23 protein-coding genes are annotated in these 17,938 nt (G+C 52.6%); 4 read left to right on the top strand and 19 right to left on the bottom strand.

Annotated elements, in window-relative coordinates; all coding sequences use genetic code 11:
• Positions 1–53: 53 nt before the first annotated feature.
• Positions 54–239: a hypothetical protein gene (locus tag KNP64_RS08470; RefSeq protein WP_029595024.1), complete on the bottom strand. Its 186-nt coding sequence runs from the start codon at positions 237–239 to the stop codon at positions 54–56.
• Between the two features lie 164 nt (positions 240–403).
• Here KNP64_RS08470 and KNP64_RS08465 point away from each other — a divergent pair, with 164 nt between their 5' ends.
• Entirely contained in the window at positions 404–781 is a 378-nt protein-coding gene (locus KNP64_RS08465) for a DUF3021 family protein (RefSeq protein WP_214792793.1), read from the top strand.
• A 35-nt stretch (positions 782–816) separates the two neighbouring features.
• On the opposite strand, the gene KNP64_RS08460 is transcribed toward KNP64_RS08465, so the two are convergent.
• Genes KNP64_RS08460 through KNP64_RS08445 form a run of 4 tightly spaced genes read right to left on the bottom strand, consistent with a single transcriptional unit; the run spans position 817 to position 3,622 of the window.
• Positions 817–1,170 carry a flagellar protein FliT gene (locus KNP64_RS08460; RefSeq protein WP_214792790.1) on the bottom strand — a complete coding sequence of 118 codons (354 nt, stop codon included), beginning with the start codon at positions 1,168–1,170 and terminating at the stop codon, positions 817–819.
• The gene (gene fliS / locus KNP64_RS08455; protein ID WP_214792787.1) at positions 1,167–1,541 is read right to left on the bottom strand and encodes a flagellar export chaperone FliS; all 375 of its coding nucleotides are present in this window, start codon (positions 1,539–1,541) and stop codon (positions 1,167–1,169) included. Before fliS ends, KNP64_RS08460 begins: the two co-directional genes overlap by 4 nt.
• 14 nt (positions 1,542–1,555) lie before the next feature.
• Positions 1,556–3,253, bottom strand: a complete 1,698-nt coding sequence (fliD, locus tag KNP64_RS08450; RefSeq protein ID WP_214792784.1) for a flagellar filament capping protein FliD — start codon at positions 3,251–3,253, stop codon at positions 1,556–1,558.
• A 12-nt stretch (positions 3,254–3,265) separates the two neighbouring features.
• Complete coding sequence (locus KNP64_RS08445; RefSeq protein WP_214792780.1) at positions 3,266–3,622, bottom strand: flagellar protein FlaG; 357 nt, start codon at positions 3,620–3,622, stop codon at positions 3,266–3,268.
• Between the two features lie 245 nt (positions 3,623–3,867).
• On the opposite strand from KNP64_RS08445, the gene KNP64_RS08440 reads away from it, so the two are divergent.
• Positions 3,868–4,704, top strand: a complete 837-nt coding sequence (locus KNP64_RS08440) for an endonuclease (RefSeq protein ID WP_214792777.1) — start codon at positions 3,868–3,870, stop codon at positions 4,702–4,704.
• 439 nt (positions 4,705–5,143) lie between these two features.
• On the opposite strand, the gene KNP64_RS08435 is transcribed toward KNP64_RS08440, so the two are convergent.
• The 5 genes from KNP64_RS08435 to KNP64_RS08415 form a co-directional block, all read right to left on the bottom strand.
• Positions 5,144–6,331 carry a flagellin N-terminal helical domain-containing protein gene (locus KNP64_RS08435; protein WP_214792774.1) on the bottom strand — a complete coding sequence of 396 codons (1,188 nt, stop codon included), beginning with the start codon at positions 6,329–6,331 and terminating at the stop codon, positions 5,144–5,146.
• Between the two features lie 232 nt (positions 6,332–6,563).
• Positions 6,564–7,856 (bottom strand): methyl-accepting chemotaxis protein, encoded by a 1,293-nt coding sequence (locus KNP64_RS08430; protein ID WP_214792771.1) that lies wholly within the window; start codon positions 7,854–7,856, stop codon positions 6,564–6,566.
• A gap of 123 nt (positions 7,857–7,979) precedes the next feature.
• Positions 7,980–8,303: a hypothetical protein gene (locus KNP64_RS08425; protein WP_214792768.1), complete on the bottom strand. Its 324-nt coding sequence runs from the start codon at positions 8,301–8,303 to the stop codon at positions 7,980–7,982.
• Between the two features lie 10 nt (positions 8,304–8,313).
• Entirely contained in the window at positions 8,314–9,141 is an 828-nt protein-coding gene (locus tag KNP64_RS08420; protein WP_214792765.1) for a GNAT family N-acetyltransferase, read from the bottom strand.
• A gap of 58 nt (positions 9,142–9,199) precedes the next feature.
• Positions 9,200–9,685, bottom strand: coding sequence for a hypothetical protein (locus tag KNP64_RS08415; RefSeq protein ID WP_214792763.1), 486 nt, complete (start codon positions 9,683–9,685; stop codon positions 9,200–9,202).
• A 156-nt stretch (positions 9,686–9,841) separates the two neighbouring features.
• On the opposite strand from KNP64_RS08415, the gene KNP64_RS08410 reads away from it, so the two are divergent.
• The gene (locus tag KNP64_RS08410; RefSeq protein WP_214711596.1) at positions 9,842–10,339 is read left to right on the top strand and encodes a hypothetical protein; all 498 of its coding nucleotides are present in this window, start codon (positions 9,842–9,844) and stop codon (positions 10,337–10,339) included.
• A gap of 32 nt (positions 10,340–10,371) precedes the next feature.
• Here the strand turns inward: KNP64_RS08410 and KNP64_RS08405 are convergent, their stop codons facing one another.
• Both KNP64_RS08405 and KNP64_RS08400 read right to left on the bottom strand, forming a co-directional pair.
• Positions 10,372–10,668 carry a putative quinol monooxygenase gene (locus KNP64_RS08405; protein WP_214792758.1) on the bottom strand — a complete coding sequence of 99 codons (297 nt, stop codon included), beginning with the start codon at positions 10,666–10,668 and terminating at the stop codon, positions 10,372–10,374.
• Positions 10,669–10,670: 2 nt separating this feature from the next.
• Entirely contained in the window at positions 10,671–11,624 is a 954-nt protein-coding gene (locus KNP64_RS08400; protein ID WP_214792755.1) for a DMT family transporter, read from the bottom strand.
• 117 nt (positions 11,625–11,741) lie between these two features.
• Here KNP64_RS08400 and KNP64_RS08395 point away from each other — a divergent pair, with 117 nt between their 5' ends.
• Entirely contained in the window at positions 11,742–12,656 is a 915-nt protein-coding gene (locus KNP64_RS08395) for a YitT family protein (RefSeq protein ID WP_214707187.1), read from the top strand.
• Positions 12,657–12,687: 31 nt separating this feature from the next.
• Here the strand turns inward: KNP64_RS08395 and KNP64_RS08390 are convergent, their stop codons facing one another.
• From KNP64_RS08390 to KNP64_RS08360, 7 genes are all read right to left on the bottom strand, one after another.
• A complete protein-coding gene (locus tag KNP64_RS08390; protein ID WP_251126369.1) occupies positions 12,688–13,743 on the bottom strand; it encodes a GGDEF domain-containing protein in 1,056 nt (351 codons plus the stop codon).
• Positions 13,744–13,842: 99 nt separating this feature from the next.
• Positions 13,843–14,070 (bottom strand): carbon storage regulator CsrA, encoded by a 228-nt coding sequence (gene csrA / locus KNP64_RS08385; protein ID WP_021066562.1) that lies wholly within the window; start codon positions 14,068–14,070, stop codon positions 13,843–13,845.
• Positions 14,070–14,507: a flagellar assembly protein FliW gene (fliW, locus tag KNP64_RS08380; RefSeq protein ID WP_138859041.1), complete on the bottom strand. Its 438-nt coding sequence runs from the start codon at positions 14,505–14,507 to the stop codon at positions 14,070–14,072. Before fliW ends, csrA begins: the two co-directional genes overlap by 1 nt.
• A gap of 15 nt (positions 14,508–14,522) precedes the next feature.
• Entirely contained in the window at positions 14,523–15,098 is a 576-nt protein-coding gene (locus KNP64_RS08375; RefSeq protein ID WP_214792753.1) for a DUF6470 family protein, read from the bottom strand.
• Positions 15,099–15,101: 3 nt separating this feature from the next.
• The gene (flgL, locus tag KNP64_RS08370; RefSeq protein WP_138859039.1) at positions 15,102–16,031 is read right to left on the bottom strand and encodes a flagellar hook-associated protein FlgL; all 930 of its coding nucleotides are present in this window, start codon (positions 16,029–16,031) and stop codon (positions 15,102–15,104) included.
• A 6-nt stretch (positions 16,032–16,037) separates the two neighbouring features.
• Complete coding sequence (gene flgK / locus KNP64_RS08365) at positions 16,038–17,531, bottom strand: flagellar hook-associated protein FlgK (protein WP_214792750.1); 1,494 nt, start codon at positions 17,529–17,531, stop codon at positions 16,038–16,040.
• A 12-nt stretch (positions 17,532–17,543) separates the two neighbouring features.
• Entirely contained in the window at positions 17,544–17,900 is a 357-nt protein-coding gene (locus tag KNP64_RS08360; protein ID WP_214763394.1) for a flagellar export chaperone FlgN, read from the bottom strand.
• Positions 17,901–17,938: the final 38 nt, after the last annotated feature.

Raw genomic sequence — 17,938 nt, 5'->3', positions numbered from 1 at the left:
ACCCTGAATAAATAAAAGCCAAGGTCCGCGATTGGACCTTGACTTCAACTGATTTATCCTCGTGATTTGAGCTCTTCTTCTTCATACGGATCGGGCCCGTCCTCGATTGGCGCATCGTCTTCGATGTACGCTTCAAGTTTAGGGTCACGTTCCACATACTCATCGTACGCCCCTTCTGGACCGTAGACGAAGTAACGACGATCTTTCGATGACTTAGGCTTTACCTTTTTCTCACTCATCTCGTTTCCCTCCCCTTTCCAGAACAGAAGCAACGGTTACAGTGGTATTTACCCGATTTTATACGAAAACAGGCGCCTTTGCATCCTTACATCCATATTAAAACTTTTTCCAAATCGAATCGTATACTATACAAAGACAATACGTGAATGAGGAGACGAGATAGATGAGTTTATTGAAAACAGGATTCGTTCGTGGCGTGAAGTGGTTCGCGCTATTCGGATTGCTTGCAATGTATCAGTGGTGGAATGGAAATATGGAAGGAGTACATAGTATGCTCGTCTATGGCGGGATGGCGTTCTTCCTCGGTCTGACGAGTGTCATCTATGAAGTGAGACGGTGGTCGTTCCCGAAACAAATTTTGATCCATTGGATCACGATGCATATGACAATCCTTCCGCTCGTCATATTCAGCGGCTTTATACCGGTGATGTCGGTACATGATGCCCTATTGGCTTACTTGAAGTTCAATGTGAGTGGACTGATTCTATTTAGCACGTCCTATGTAATACAAAAGGCACGACGACAAGCTAAAACTTTATAAACGAAAACAGCTCGAAGGCGTTCCTTCGAGCTGTTTTATGTCTGTTGATCGAATAATCCTGAGAAGTTCGAATCGACGTCTTCATACGGATCGATGTACGACTTGACCGTCTTCCGTTCTTGCCGTGCCGTCCCAAGCGTCATGCCAAGCCGTTGATGTTCGGCCTCGATTAATCGGGCAATCTGTTGGCTGTCATCGACAAGCTGGCGAATCACCGTCTGGTCAGCGTCCTTCAAGTCCGGTCCATGCGCCGCAAGCAACTGCTCGCGGTCATCGAGCAACTCATGGATTTGGTCCATCCATGTATCATACGTCGGTTCTTCCGGTACTTTCGCTAGTAAATCTTTTAATCGCTGTGTTTTGAAGATGATTTTATCGATGGGTCTCATGCTTGCTTCGCGAGTTTCATCGCTTCTTTCCACGTATCGCGTAGCTCCGTCGTGAAATCAAGTACTTCATCGAGAATGTTCGTGTCGTTTTTGACGTTCGCATCGACGAGACGACGCCACATATACTCATAGAGCGAGTCCAAGTTCGCTGAGATGGCAACGTCTTTATTCAACGTCAAGCGCATCTCCTGAAAGATGGCTTGTGTCTTCTGAATGTTCGTGTTCTTTAAGTCTGGATTTCCTTGCTCGATGGCGAGTTTGGCGAGGCGCATGAACTTGAGCGCCCCGTCATACAGCATGAGCGTCAATTCCTGTGGATTTGCGGTCGTGACCGCGTTGTTTTGATATGCTGCATATGGATTGGCTACCATTTAAATTCCTCCTCTTACATCCCGCCGCCTAAGAACTGTTGCAGTGAGGCGGCTTGCGAGTTCGCCTGGTTCATCGCCGTCTCCATCGCCGCGAAGCGACGGTAGTAGGCGTTTTCTTTATCGACAAGTAGTGCGTTCAAGCGCTGGATGCGGGTATCGATGGCCGTCATTTCTTTCCCCATCGAGTGGGTCTGCGAACCAGATCCGTCCGCTCCGGCAATCCGTGTGATTGTCGCTCTCGAATCAGCTGCCGCATCACGGATTTGTGGAAGCAGTCCACTCTCCGCATTCGTGAACAGTTGATACACCTGTTCTGGATCTTTCTCGATGGCGGTTTTGAGTTTCTCTTCGTTTAACTCGATTTTTCCGCCGTTCGTGAAGTCAGCACCAGTCGCGAGACCGATTTGGAACAGCTGTTGCATCGTGTCATCGTTTGTTGAAGATGATGTGCTCGACCACTTGCCACGCATCGTATCCATCGCACCGCGGACAATCGTATCGCCACGGAGCATACCGCTCATCGCTTTTTCTTCCCACTTCTTGATTTCATCTTCAGATAATTCATCACGTTGCGCTTGCGTGAGCGGTGCGAATGAACGGAAACGGTCTTCTTTGACTTTCTTATTCATCAAATCAATCGTTTCATTGTACTTATCGACAAAACTTTTAATATTATCAAAGATTTTTTGTGTATCAGTTGCGGCTGATAGCGTGACCGGTGTTGGGTTACTTGCTGCCTTAAACTCAGCTTTCAAGGTGATGGTCATGTTGTCAAATGTGACAGTATTCGAGGAACGCGTCACATCAATCCCGTTGATTTTAAACTTCGCATCCACTCCTGTTGGTGTAGTGCTTAATCCGAGAGCAGTTCGCGATTCTGCATCAAAATCGATTGTCGCGGCTTGCCCTGTCTCTTTCGTCGAAATTGAAATTTTTCCAGTTGACGGTTCAAAGAATGCCGATAGGCCTGTATCTTTTCCATTCAATTGACTAATTAAATCTTGAACGGTCGCATCCGCACCCAGTTCGATTTTTTGATGTGATCCTATCGCAGACGACTTAAATCCTAGTTCATATCCTGTACCGTTCGTGTACTCCGCAACGACACCTTTCGGAATGACGCCTTCTGGATACTTCGTCAGTTCGTTTGCCGTCAGCTTACCTGTGGCTGCATCATAAGTGAAATCATCATTGATTAACGTGTTGCCATCTTTATCTTGTAAAACGACGGTTGAAAAGTCTAATCCTTTAGCCAATATCATTTCTTTACCATCGACGTCTTGATGGACGCGTTTTTGCCCGGCAACTAAACCTTTGAGGTCAGAAATTTTAGTGGCTGCCGTGATTGGTAGATCAGCTTTTGTTAATGGTTCAACTACGGTTGAAGCAGCAGTAGCCAAATTTTCAACGGATTCAATTTTGATTGCCGTGTTCCCGCTCGATGGTCCAGCCACTACGGAGATACGCGACCCGTCAGATGAGCTCGACGTCTTCGCATAGAAATTCCGGCTAAACATAAGGTCGACCGCGCTATTTCGTAAGCTCATAAGGGAGCGGTTAATTTCACGGTAGGCATCTCGTTTCCATTCAGTCGTTTGTTTTTTTTGCTCGAGCTTGTCGACTGGTACTCGTTCCACTTGCATCAATTGTTTGATAATTGTATCTGTATCGATCCCACTAGCGAGTCCGCCAAATCGGATAGGTGATGTCATAATGTACCTCCTTTAGACACGTTCATCGAACAGTTGGTTGAACTCCATAAACGCAGCGAAAAAGTCGAGTGACTTCTTGCTTGGGATTTCACGGATGACTTCGTTGTTCGTGTCCACAATTTGAATATAATAGTCGTTTAATTGTTCGTGTTTCATAAACTTTAGACCGGTACGTTGTTGCTCGAGTACCAAGTTCGCCTTCTCGACGGCCGCTTCTAGCTTTGTCACGTGTTGAGGCGTCGGGAGAATGACGATGCCTTCGTCGGCGAGGGCTTTTTGATTCGCTTCGACGAACACGTTTTTCGTTTGTTCATACGGCAAGACAGAAGAAGGTAGGTGAAGCCGGACTTCAGACATAATCGGATTCATAAACTTCTACTCCTCATTTACTAATTGTTCTCGTTTACTATATCGACATGTTTCTTCATAGTTTGTAGCAATTTATCGAAATGGAGCTAGTATCTCTAAAAGAATAATTTTTCATAACCAGATTCTAATTAATCGATTAAACCAAAGAATATGAATATTTCCGACGGTACACTTTAATGTTGCAGGTCTTCTGAAAAAATCGGGAATGTATTTAGTAATGAGTTTTAATAGGGAGATGATACCTAATGGATTGGGAAGGACTGAAAGATGAGCAAATCGCCATCTTACTTGCAAGTATTTTAGGAGATGGAGAGATTACGAAATGTTATCCGTACGATCGTCGTATTAACAACAGTTATCGAGAGCATTTCAGCATGGGACAACTGTCCTACAGGGAATGGAAACAGAAAAAACTACCTGACTTGCTTTACTTACGCGGCGACAATCTAGTATCACGTTCAATTCCTCTCATGACAAGTTTGTTCCCGCTTTTCTATCCAAACAACAAAAAGCATATTCCGTTCGAACTACTCGATGGCGTGCATCATCCCGCATTTTTATTGACTCTTTATCTTGATGATGGTTCACTTCTACTCAGCAAACGATTTAATCATCGCAAAAAAGAGATTCAATTCACCCCGCATATCGCGTTGTATTTACAAGCGTTCTCAAAAGGACAGTTAGAACAATTGGCCGTATTTTTATTTGAACGCTTCAATGTTAATGTCAGAACTTCAGGTACTCCAAGCGGAACGGGATACTATCTTAAAACGACCAAAGTGATAGATACGTTTCAAATCCTTAATCTTTTGTATCCCTATCTTAACGAATTACCAGCATTCGCATATAAATTAGATTGGGAAGCACGTCTTGCCTCTGAGATTGAACAAAACAAATTAATACATCCTGATTACACAGTAAGGGTCTCCGTTCCCGCCCGTCCCTACACAGATGATGAAGTAACTTCATTGATTGAGTGGAAATTCCAAGGAATCACTGATTTAGAAATCGCCTATCGACTCAAACGAACATACTGGTCAGTCGTTTATAAGTGGCGAGACGTGAAAAACCGCGAAGCATAAGCTTCACGGTTTTTAGTATAACTTTTAAATAGTCAATTGCTATATTAACGGAGCAATTGAAGTACAGCTTGCGGCTGTTGATTTGCTTGCAGACACCCATATTTTTCAACATGGTCCAGACTATATCTTCACCCTTTTACAATTTTTATATAATATCAAATATTATTGTAAAGTAGGGGCTGGGCACTTCCCTCGCCGTTGCCGAGGTACGGATCTCATAACCATGGACGTGAAGTCGGTAGGTCGTTCATCCTAGTCGTTGAACCTTCATCACAGTTTCCTGACAGATGCTTGGCTGCTGATTGTCCAATCCCTTCCTTTTTTCATAACGCTCACGCTCACCGTTTCCAGTCACGTTGTCGTAAGGAGGGCTCTAAGGAGTCCCAGCAATTCACCCAGTGGTACTCTTATCCGTTACCAGATAAGACGCCCGTAAATCTTAACGAAGAAGTTGAAGGACCGCTTCCGGTTGAGATTTCGATTGAGCCATCATTGCTTGCGCAGCTTGGTTGAGAATGTTGTTCTTCGTGAAGTTCATCATCTCTTTCGCCATGTCTACGTCGCGAATACGTGATTCAGCAGCTTGAAGGTTTTCAGCTGAAGTACCAAGGTTGTTAATAGTATGCTCAAGACGATTTTGTGCAGCCCCGAGTTTTGAACGTTCTTCTGAGACTGTTTTGATTGCATTATCGATTGTAGCGATACTGCTCTCCGCGTCACCTTGTTGTTCGATAGTAATACCCGTGACTGATGTACTTGCTCCACTCACCTTGATATTTACTTCGTCGCCTCCAGCAGGTGTCGCCGCGCCTGTAATTTTAATTTCTTGCCCGCTTCCCAAAACTGATGAGAAATCAGCTGAGCCAAGGGTGAAAGTCGGTGTAGCAGCAACATCACTATCCGCAGTAATCGTCTTCGTAACGTTGTTAATCGTCACATTCGCAGTAGCAGATGTTCCACTACCATTACCTGCGTTAATTACTTCAATTTTGATATCTAAATTTCCTGATTGAGTATATCCGCTTAAATCGACACCACCTGCAACGAACTCATCGCCGTCACCTGTAACAGTAGCAACCTCATCTACAGCAGCTGCTGCACCTGCACCAGCAACACCTACTCCAAGCTGAACAGAGTCCATTCGTGCGATAGAAACATCTAATGTTTGACCTCCGTTAGCACCGATTAGGAACTTACCTTGGAATTGATCGCCTGAACCCATTAACGTCTTTTTGTTAAATTCTGTTGTGTCGGCGATACGAGTAATTTCAGAGGCAAGTTGATCCATTTCATCTTGTAAGTTACCACGATCGTCTTGTGTAACAGTATCATTCGAAGATTGAACAGCAAGTTCACGCATACGTTGAAGAATAGAGTGCGTTTCGTTCAAAGCTCCTTCAGCAGTTTGAATGAGCGAAATTCCATCTTGTGCGTTACGTGTTGCTTGATCCAAACCGCGAATCTGTCCGCGCATTTTTTCAGAGATTGCAAGACCAGCCGCATCGTCACCCGCACGGTTGATACGAAGACCTGAAGACAATTTCTCCATCGCTTTACCAGTTTGTGCCGTGTTGAACGACATGTTACGGTGTGCGCCCATAGCATTCATGTTGTTATTGATAATCATTTTAATTTCCCTCCATAGGTTTAAGTTTTTTCCGCTCTTCCAAATCCATTTGTCCGAGCATACAAGGCTTAGGCCGGCCCCTCACCTTGTATTAGTTGGAACGTTTTATCGTTTCCATACTCTATATCGGAGTCATCTTCATTCTGTTTAGTCTTTTTCGAAAAAAGTTACACGTTTCGAGTAGAAAATCTAAATAAAATAGAAAAACGACCCATCACTGGGCCGCTCCTCCTTACGCTTCCACCTTCACTTGCTCCGTCTCATTCTGCAAACTCTCCGCGACACGGACGAGCTCCGTCATCGCGCCGTTCACTTCACCGAGACTGGCTGCCTGTTGGCTGGCCGCTGACGTGACTTCCGTCGCGTAGCGTGACGCCTCTTCGACCATGCCGACGATGCCGGCCGAGTTCGTGACGACCGAGTCAATCTGCCCACGCGACTCATCTAAGAGCGCATCGACCGAATGGACGTGGCTGTACACTTCGTTCGCCGAGTTGTGGATCGACGCGAAGGCACCGCCCGCCTTCTCGACGAGACCGACGCCCGTCTCCACTTCCGCTTTCACGTTCGCCATCGATGACGACGTGTCGCCGACGAGACGTTTGACGTCGACAATCAAATCGGTGATCTCTTGCGTCGAGTTCGCCGTCTGTTCGGCGAGCTTCTTGACCTCGGCCGCAACGACCGCAAAGCCACGTCCATGTTCCCCAGCCCGTGCCGCTTCAATCGACGCGTTCAAGGCGAGCAAATTCGTCTGTGCCGAGATGTCGCTGATGACGTCCGTGATACGCGAGATCTCGCCCGTCATCTCCGTCAACTTGCTGTTGAGCGTCGATGACTGCTCGACTTTGCCGGCAATCGCATGCATCGCATCGACCGACGTCGAGGCGAGGCCTTTCCCGCTCTCGGCCTCTTGTTGCATCTCGCTTGCCGAATCGAGCGCCGAGCCCATCTCCTTACGGATGTTCTCCATCGTCCGAGCGACAGCACCGAGCAAATCCATCGAGCTGTATGTCGCGTTGACGTTATCCTCGAGCATCTTGTTCAAGGCGTCCATCGCTTGGCGAATGTTGTCGCCGGCGACATTCCCTTCTTGTACCGCTGCCGCAATCTCTTGCGCCGAACCGGTGAGCTGGTCCGCCGTGTAGCGCATGTTCGTCCCTTGTTCCCGCAGGTGTCCGACCATGTTGTCCATCGACAGTAGCAGACGTCCCATCTCCGACCGGTCTGTCGTCGTCTCGCTCGCGAACACGACCGTCAAATCGCCATTACCGACCTCGACCGCCTTATCCGACGCCGACTCGATCGCCTTGAGCGGACGACGGGCGATCAAGTAGATGACAGCTCCACCTAAACCTGAGATGAGCAAGGCCACGGCCGTCCCGACGAGCATGACCTGACCTTTCGCCATCTCAAGCTCCGTGAGCAATAAGAGCGTGATCCAGCCGACCGCTCCGCCCGTGATAAAGGATGTGACCAAAATCCAAGCGAGCAGTTGGGTCGTAAAGTTTTTGAATAGCTTCACTATGAGTTCCTCCTCTGTGTAATTCATCACCTACTATATCGTCCGATTGCCAGCTTTTGTATAGCGTTTTCAGTTGAAGTTTTGGTCAATGAAAAAACGCCCTCGTCACCGAGAGCGTCTTCATTAAAAACGGTCATCTTCTTTTGTCATGTGCACCTGTTCGCGCGGGGTCATGAGTGCGTCGATTGCGAGGGCGATCGCGGCGGCCCAATGTAGCATCATGCCGAGGAACGGGATGAACCCGAGCACCGACGCTGTGATCCCTACGAGTGCCCCGACCGAAATTCGTTTCAGCCGCGACAGCGACACGACGAGCAAGACGATGTGGAACACGAGCATGAACCCGAGCGGTGTGTAGCCCATGCTGATGATGAACAGCCCACCGAGTGCTGGGATGCCGAGGAACGCCTCAAAGGCGGCCCCGAGCCATTTAAAATTCCGAACCATTCGTCTCACCTCACAGTTCTAATAGATAGAACTCATAGCCGCCGTTTTCAGCGAACCCGGCCCGCTTGTAAATCTCGAGCGCGGCCTTGTTTTCCGTCTCGACGTCGAGTTCGAGTTTCGTCCGGCCCATGCGGAACAGTTGCTGGACCATCTGTTTCAACATCTTCGTGCCGTATCCCTTGCCTTGCTCGTCCGCCTTGACCCCGAACGCGTGGATGCTGCCGGCATCGTCGCCTGACAGGAGCGCGCGGATGACACCAACGGGACGACCGTCGACTTCACCAATGTACGTCACGCGGTCCGGTGTGTCGATTTGTTGATAGATGTTCTCTGTCACGTCGACCGGGTCCCCGAACGCCTCACTGAGCGTCTCGATGATAAGCGAACGGTCGGCATCGGTCGCCTCGCGGAGCGACACCTCGTCCGGCTTCAAGAACAGCTCGGCTTTTTTCAGCACCAAGTTATATTCCGAGAACTGATACGCCGCGCCAAGATGATCGATGACCGCCTTGCCGTCCTTCGATTTGCGGTCGATGACGAACGTGAACGCCTCACAACCGTTCTGTTTCGCATCCTGTTTCGCCGCTTCAAAGAGCGCCGTGAAGACACCTTGCTTCCGATAGTCCGGATGCACGATCGCGTTCACCTCATATTCGTTCGGGAGATATGGGAAAAGTACCATATACCCGACGAGCGTATCATTGTCATAGACGGCGTAGTCGTTCTGACCGATTGACACATGTCCAAGTTTCACGTCAATCTTGTCAAATGCGTTGGCCGCTGCCTCGAGCGCCGCCACCTGTTCTGCTTGTCTCACTTCTTCTACTGTCCAATTCATGTGATCACCTCACGTCATATTGTAGCACAATCGAAAAAGCCCGCCGTAGCGGGCAGGCTCATAACGTACGGAACTCGAGCTCCGGAAGCGTCTCAATCAGCTCCGCGATTTCATCCGTGTGTGCCTCGGCACCCGGGACGGCCTCGGTCGGTTCGACCCAGAAGAACGTCTTGTCGCTCGCTCCGAGGTAGTTGCCATAGCCGACTTCCTCCGCGAACGCCGCTTCCGATAGTTCACGGTCAATCAAGTCCAAATGGAACAACAACTGGTCGTCGCCGTCCTCGACGTTATAGTAGAGGTCGAACGTGCCATAGCTGTTCTTGTCGCCGACATCGACGACGTCTTGCGCCTTCTCGATATAGACGTCCCCACGCTCAATCGCCTCGACGATTTTCGACGGGAGAATGATCTCATAACCGAGCTCACGGTCACGAATCGTCTGCGTCGTATCGTCCGTCCGTCCCCGGGACGAGACGACACCGACCGTTGCGACGAGGGCACCCGTCACGCCGAGCGCGACCGCCCATTTCATTGTTTTGTTCATATGGATTCACTCCTCTTTAGTCTAGCCATGAGACGATTATCGCACAAAATGACCTTAAATCATTAAATATTCTGAAAAAATGTTTAGGGATGCGTTGACGCACGTTCCGCAATCCCATACGATAAAAGTATCGTATTATAGAAAAGAGGAACCGACATGTCAAACGAACAACAATTGTCACGCGCACAGCTCGACGCGCTCTTAAAAAACGTCTTCGCCCTTCAAATCCCGGTCATCGAGAAGTTCATGACCGACCTGTTCCGAAAATATGTCTCAACGGCGTCCACGTTCAAACAGGACATGGATACGATGAAAGAATCGGACTGGCATAAGCAGTTCTTCGGCCAAAAAGTCATGCCACACCTCTTCATCGAGAACCTCGGTTTCGGTGCCTCATTCCGTCACCAGGAACAAGACAAGGTCGTCAAAATTCCAGACAACATGACGGTCGTCAAGCCAGACTCGGACGATCAGATCGAGGAGATCCTTCAAAACCTTGACAAGACGCTCGCGTCGATGGACAACATCAAAAACAAAGGACTCGTCAAAAAGTTCTATAAAGAGACGCTCGAACTCATCTGCCAGCTCGGTAGCCGGACTGGGATGATGGACGAGTTTTATGAGCAAGTCAAAGGCAGCTTGACGAAAGCATGACCTTTCATCCACGTCCACGGACGTGGATTTTTTTAATTTTTGCTTCTCGGCTCGAACATGGCCAAGCGTTCGATGTTGGCCAAAATCGGCTTCGCCCGCCCGATCAACGTCTGCGTCGTCTCGAGCGACAGCGACTGTTGATGCGCCTCGACACTCTCCCATACCTCATAGACGACGATCGACTCGTCGTCGAGCGACGCCGCGACTTGATACACGCAACACGTCGCCTCTCGTTCCATCGCCTCGGCCGCCTCGAGCAAGATGGCGAGAAGCATCTCGTGCTCGCCCGGAACGGCCGTCAATTTGCCGAACAATCCATACGGTTTCATCTTCATCCCTCCTTGTTGTATCGATTCGCCGCCGGCACCGTCTTCTCCTTTACACGAAACTGGCTACGGCTGTGAAAGACGACCCCAATCATGACGAGCGAGATGCCGACGAGCGACAGCCCGGACGGCAGATGTGCCCCGAGGAAAAACAATTCCCCAATAAGCGCGAACAACACCTCGAGCGCCTGCGTCGCCTCGATCGTGGCGAGTTTCCCCATGTCGTGTTTGACGAGGTCGGTCGCCTTGAAGAAGAGTACCGTCGCGACGACGCCCGACAAGAGTGCGACGAGGAGCGTCTGCGTCAGTTGCGAACCCGTGGGCGCACCGGTCGTCAGCCCGTAGCCGAACAACAGGAGCCAGACCGGGAGCGAGCCGATGCACATGCCTAGGATGCGCTCGAACACGTCGAGGTCGGTGTGGGCCATCATCTTCCGGTTGCCGAACGGATAGGCGAACGCAGCAATCAGTACCGGGAGCACACCCACCACCAAGAAATGTGGCTCGAAGTCGGCGAGGAACTCGACTTGCATCAAAACGACGCCGAACAGAATGAGTCCCGAGAAGCGGAGCGCCGTCCACGGAATCCGCTCTCGCGTCCCATCGCTCCGGCGGAACAGCGGTGACAACAGCGCCCCGGCGATAATCGTCACTTGCCACGTGCCGGCGATGAGCCAAGGCGGGGCGACCTCGGCGGCGAGACAAATCGGGACGTAAAACAGACCGAAGCCGACCGTCCCCCAGACGAGCCACGGCCACGGCTCATCGATGATGGCGCGACGCACCCGGGTCATACCACCCCGGACGTAGACGACGAAAGCGAGGAACGGGATCATGAACAGGAAGCGGAGCGAGGCACTGTACGCCCAGTGACCACCTCCGACTTGCATCGATTCGTTCAACACGAACGTGCTCGCAAAAAACAAGGCGGCGAGTACACCTAACAGAAGCGGACGCATACGTACTCTCCTTTCCGAATCCCCATGTGTTCCATAACTTGTGTCAGATTTCCTGCTTCATCCACTAAATTCCGTGTGAGGTTTGCTATACTAAAAAGAAAAAGGGAGTGACCCCCGATGCAGCGTCCACCGATGCCTTCCCCGACTCCGGAGGAAGTGCTCCGCTTGAAACGTGTCCATAACCCGATCAAACCGACCGAGCTTCTCGCCAAGGGGCTGCTCCTGTTGCTCGGCGCCTTCATCTTCGCGGTCGGGCTCGAGGCATTCCTCGTCCCGAACCAGATCATCGACGGCGGCATCGTCGGCGTCTCGATCATCACGTCATATTTGACCGACACGAAGCTCGCCATCTGGCTCGTCTTGTTCAACATCCCGTTCATCTTCTTCGGCTATCGCCAAATCGGGAAGACGTTCGCCGTCGTCACGTTGTTGGCGATTACGCTCATGTCCGGCTTCACGATCTTGCTCCATTCGGTCGAGCCGTTCACTGACGATTTGCTGTTGTCGACCGTGTTCGGCGGCTTCTTGCTCGGCGCCGGGGTCGGGCTCGTCATCCGGGCCGGTGGGTCGCTCGACGGGACCGAGATTTTGGCCGTATCGTTCACGGACCGGTTGCCGTTCTCCGTCGGTGAGATCGTCATGTTCTTCAACATCTTCATCCTCGGAATGGCCGGGTTCATCTTCAGCTGGGACCGGGCCATGTACTCGCTCCTCACGTATTTCATCGCCTTCAAGACGATCGATATCGTGCTCGAAGGAATTGATCAGTCGAAGGCCGCGTGGATCATCACCACCTCACCCGATGACGTCGGTCAAGCCATCATGGACCGACTCGGCCGGGGTGTGACGTATTTGCACGGGGAAGGCGCCTACACCGGCGACGGCAAGAAGGTCGTCTTCACCGTCATCAGCCGACTTGAAGAGACGAAACTGAAAGACATCCTCGACGACTATGACGAGAAGGCGTTCCTCGCCATCGGCAATATCCATGACGTCCGGGGCGGCCAGTTCAAAAAGAAAAATATCCACTAAAAAAATCGGCCCCCCGGGACCGATTTTTTGTTTATCCGATTTTTGCTTGATCGCGCCCGCTCGTCTTCGCCGCGTAAAGGGCGGCGTCGGCCCTTTCGAACACGACCGTGCCCAGCTCGGCCCCGGCGAGCGATGCCCCGAGCGAAACCGTCATCGGGATGTGCATCCCTTCAAACGAGAACGGGGTGTCGCGGATGACCTTGACGATATCGTCCGCGATCAACCGGACGTCACCGGCATCCTCGAGCACCATCAGAAACTCTTCCCCGCCGTAGCGCCCGACGAAGCCGTCCGGCGGACAGTTCGCCTGTAACGTTTGACCGATGTGGTGAAGCGCTGCGTCACCGGCTCGATGACCATATGTATCGTTCAACTGCTTGAACCGGTCGACATCGATGACGAACAGCGCCCAAGGGAGACCCGACATCTCGACCTCGTTCAAACGTTCGAGCGTCATATAGCGGTTCGGGAGACCCGTCAGCTCGTCAATCGTCGCCCGCTGCGCGTGCAGCCGGAACATGCGCAGGTGCGTCTCAATCTGTTTCGCGACCCAGTAACACATCCAGCCACCGAGGAACGTCATGACGAAATACGGCAAGAACACGGTCGTGAACGCCTGAATCGGGACGTTGCTAGCAATTCGAAACAAGACGAGCACGGCCCCGAACACGAGATAGGCCGAATACAAGTGACCGCGTCGCATCACCAGTCGATTTAACACGAGCGACAACACGAAGAACAAGCCGAGCGTGCCGAACGAGCGGATGAATTGGTCGGTCATGCCGTCGAGACCGAAGCGACTGAGAAGAGTCAACCCCATCGTGACGGCGACTCCGACCGGTCCGGCATAGGCGCCTGAGAGCGCGAGCGGGATAATCCGGAGGTCGACTCTTGCCTCTCCGACTTGAAACGAGTTGACCGTCAACAGTACGGCCGCGAGCCCCATGGCGAGACCAAACCAGATGCGAACCGCATAAGGAGAACCTGCCTGAATCGGCAACAGCTGGCGCATGAGATACAGGGCCAGTGATAAAACGAGATAGATGATACTGACATTGATGAAAAAGATGTTGATGACTTGACCCAAGCCTTGTCCTCTCCCGCCATTTCTTTCCTCCTATCCTATCGTACAAAAGTGACGCATGTCACCCTATCCAAATTTTAGGACAGCTAAAAAGCCGGAAGCTCACGCTTCCGACTTGTTTTGCATCATCTGTTTCATCAAGTTGGCGCTGTCGCGGGCCGATTCGTTCTCGGCCTGCATCTGGACGTACACCTCATGACGATGGATGTCGATATGGCGCGGGGCGTCGATGCCGAGCTTGACCTGGTCGCCTTCGATGGCGAGCACGGTGAGCGTCACATCGTCCCCGATATGGATGGCCTCGCCTTGTTTTCGTTTCAATACGAGCATCAGCGCACCTCTTCTTTCTGACCGCCGAGCGGGAACCGGGCCGGGTAGACGTCATCCAAGATGACTTGCTTCCCGCGGCGCTCTTTCGTCTCGATGACGATTGGGGCCTTCAAGTTGAGCGTCGAGGCGTCGAACGGTTCGCGGAGCGTCACGATGGCATACACCGAGACGTGTTCCGCCTCATCGATGCCAAGTTGCTCTTTCGCGCCGTCGGTCAATTCGAACGCATAGTCCGGCTTGTGCCAGAACGGGTTCGTCACGACGAAGGCGCAGGCCGGGTCCTCGAGCGACTGGAGCGACCAAAACGGGAGCTCGTCGCCGTACGGGATGAGGGTGAACGTCTTCGAGTCCGGGAATCCGGGAATCTCGCTGACGAACGAGATCGTCTCTTCTTCATTTACTTCGATTTTGCCAAAATAGTCTGTCTCAATGAACATGGGTTGTCCTCACTTTCAACGCGTCTCATCATACATGCCACCGACCGGCCACATTTCGAGCGACGCCTGCTGACGGAGCGAGATATCCGTCGTCCATGGCGTGAACGAGATGTCGGCCGGGGTGAGTGATACATCAATCTGTGCCGGCGTCAGGTTCCACTCGATTTTGACATCCGCCGGCGTATACGTCAACTTCACGCGGTCGAGCGATTTCGGCATGAAGTCCATGTCGACGACCGGGTACGGGGCGCTCGTCTTCTCAGCGGCCATCGCGGCGATCGGGTTGCCGTTCTCGATGCGCATGAGCCGGTCCCCGTCCCGGGCCGTAGTCGAGGTCGCTTCCTGGGCCGCCTGTTCCCCGAGCTGACCGAAATGGCGCCCGAGCTCGAGCGCCGCCTTCAAGTTGCTTTCACTGCGCGCGACCGACGAGTCGACCTCGAGCGTACCACCTGTCGTCTGTTGGGTCATCTCGACCTTGCCTTGCGTCATCGACACATCGGCCCGGCCTTGCCTCATCTCGAGGTGGGGCCGGTTCGACGTGATTTGGATGGCAGCCTGCGTCTGCCGCATCTCAAGCCGGGCGATGTTCATCGTTTACCGGAGGAAGTCGAGGAGCGTCGGTTGAATGATTCGGGCGCCGGCCGATAGCGCGGCCCGGTGCACCGTCTCGTGAGACTTGAGCTCCATGATGACTTTTTCGATGTCGATGTCTTCGTTATCAGACATAATCGTCTTGGCGATGATCTCATGTTCTTGCAGACGGTTATCGACGAGTTCTAGCCGGTTCGCGCGCGCCCCGAGCTCGGCCCGTTCCGTGATCAAGTTTTGGGCGATCACGTCGAGGTCGGCGAGCTCGTTCGAGAGAACCTCACCGGTCGTATTCGGATCGGCCAGTTTCGAGACGAGGTCGTGGAGTCCGGCGAACACGTCGCTGCCGAACACCGTCTCCGGCTGCATGTTCACTTGGACGGTGATGCCTTTCGATACTTCGAAGGCGACTTTCCCGCTCGCTGCCGGCGCTCCGTCCGGATAGATGCTGTTGACGTCCCCGTTCGGGTCGGCAAGGAACGCCTTCAAGGCGTCCATGTCGACGAGTGGTTGGTCCGTCTTCGTGCCGTTGTAAATATATTTCTCGCCCGACTTCGCGTTCGCGAGTGAGCCGATATGTTCGATCAACTGATTGACCTCACTTTGGATAATTTGACGTTGCGACGACTCGTACGTGTCGTTCGCCGCCTGCGTCGTCAGTTCGCGAATCCGTTTGACGGCCTCCGTCACTTCGTTCAACGTCGAGTCGGTCAAGTCCATCCAGCTCGTCGCTTCGCTGACGTTGCGGCGGAATTGGTCGACCTCACGCACCTCGGTCCGGTAGCGCATGCCTTGCATGGCGACGACCGGGTCTTCCGAGGCCCGTTGAATCCGTTTCCCGCTGATGAGCTGTTCTTGCACTTGGGCGAGCTTGTTATAGCTGCTCGATAAGTGTTTCAAGTTCGTCTGTGTGAGCATCGTCTGTGTGACTCGCATCAAGCATTACCTCCCTACGACACCCATGCCGTTGATGATTTTGTCGAGCATCTCGTCGACGGCCGTGATGTTGCGGGCCGCCGCGTTATAGGCGTGTTGATATTGAATCATCATCGTCATCTCTTCGTCGAGCGAGACGGCGCTCACTGCCTGGCGGCGCTGGTCCGAGCTCGCCATGAGGGCGAACGTGCTGGTCGCGAGTCGTCCGCTCTGGTCGGCGGCGACAGCCATGTTCCCGATGACGTTCTGATAGTACTTCCCGATCGACGTCTCTGTCTGGACCGATCCGTCGAAGCTGAGCGTGGCCGACTTCAAGTTCGCCAAGGCAAGTGCCCCGCTGCCGTCCCCGATGTTGCCGTCTTGAGACGCGGCGATCAAATCGAGGTTGTTCATGACGGCGTCGCTCACTTTGATCGTCGCGGCGCTCGCCGTCCCTTCGAAGAAGTTCGCCGTCCCGGCGTTGCCTTTGGCGTCCTTGTTGTTGCTGTGGGCCGTGTTGAAGGCCGAGGCGAACTGGCTGGCCATCTCGTCCAAGTCTTTCAACATCGTCGCATACGCGCTGTTCACGCTGCCTGATTCGGGTGTGTCCGTACCGTACATCTCGACGAGCGCTTTCCATTTACCGTTTGGCATCGATGCATGCGTGAGGGCCACGTCCGCTCCGCTCGCATCGGTCATGTCGAGACCGTCGAACGAGCCGACCGTGCCGTTGATCCCATCGACGAGCTTATGGTCGACGCCACCGATCGTGACGACGATGTCAATCCGCCCTTCCGCGACTTTCTGTGAGTTCCCGCGCGATTCCCCGTTCGTATAGTCGACCGGGACGCGTTTGAAGTCCATATATTGGGCAAGCTCGTCCATGTAGCGGTCACGCTCGTCATACAGTTCGTTCGGGAGCACGCCGAGCGGCTCCGCGTCACCGATTTGACGGTTGACCTCACTGATTTTCGTCATCAAGTCGTTCACTTTCTTGACGACGACGTCCGCCTCGGACGCCAAGTCGGTCTGCACTTTTTGGAGCGAGGACGACATGTAGTTGAATGTTTCCGCGAGCGTCATCGCCCGTTGGCGCACGACGCTCCGCGCGCCGGCGTCGTCCGGGTTGACCGACAAGTCTTGGAGCGAGGCCCAGAACAAGTCGAGCGATTTGGCGAGGCCCGTCTCGGACGGCTCATTGACGATGTCCTCCATCCGGCCGAACGCCGCCTCTTTCGTGGCGTAGTAGGCGTTCTTGACCGATTCGTCACGATATTGCTGGTCGATCATCAAGTCACGGATCCGAGCGAGCGTCTCCCCGCGGACACCCGTCCCGAACTGCCCGGCCTTCGTTCCGCCGAAGTTGACGCTGAGTTGTTCGGTCATGCCGAGCGATAGGCGCTGGCGTGAGTAACCCGGGTTCGAGGCGTTGGCGACGTTGTTCCCCGTCGCCTGGAGCGCCCACTGGTGCGTCGTCAAACTGCGACGCGCCGTCTCTAATCCCATAAATGTTGAGCCCATTAAACTTCCTCCTTATACATCCCGGCTGAACGAGCGCGTCTCGAGCGCCTGTTGACCGTACGTGAAATCATCTGCCTCTGGCAGGAGCATATCCAAATGCCATTCGATATACCGGAGCGACTGTTCGAGCAAGACGGCGTTCAATTCATTCTGCCGTTTCAGCTCGAGGACGATCGGTCGTAGTGCTTCTTTCTCTTCATCGTCCAAAATGTACGTTCCTTGAAGTCGTTCCGCCTCTTTTTGTTTGATTTGTCGGACGAGCGTCGCCTCTTCCTTGACGAGCGCGCTGAACGCGGGCATATCGCCGTTGACGAGCAGTCGTTCTTTTTCATAAGCGATTTCGAGTAAACGTGTATGTAATGTGAGCATAAGTCTCTCCTTTTTCCAAAAAAAGAGCCGACTAAAGA

Source organism: Exiguobacterium sp. s64 (assembly GCF_018618035.1).
Taxonomy (GTDB): domain Bacteria; phylum Bacillota; class Bacilli; order Exiguobacteriales; family Exiguobacteriaceae; genus Exiguobacterium; species Exiguobacterium mexicanum_A.
The sequence above is the reverse complement of the archived record's forward strand: the minus strand, read 5'-3'. Positions and strand labels throughout refer to the sequence as shown.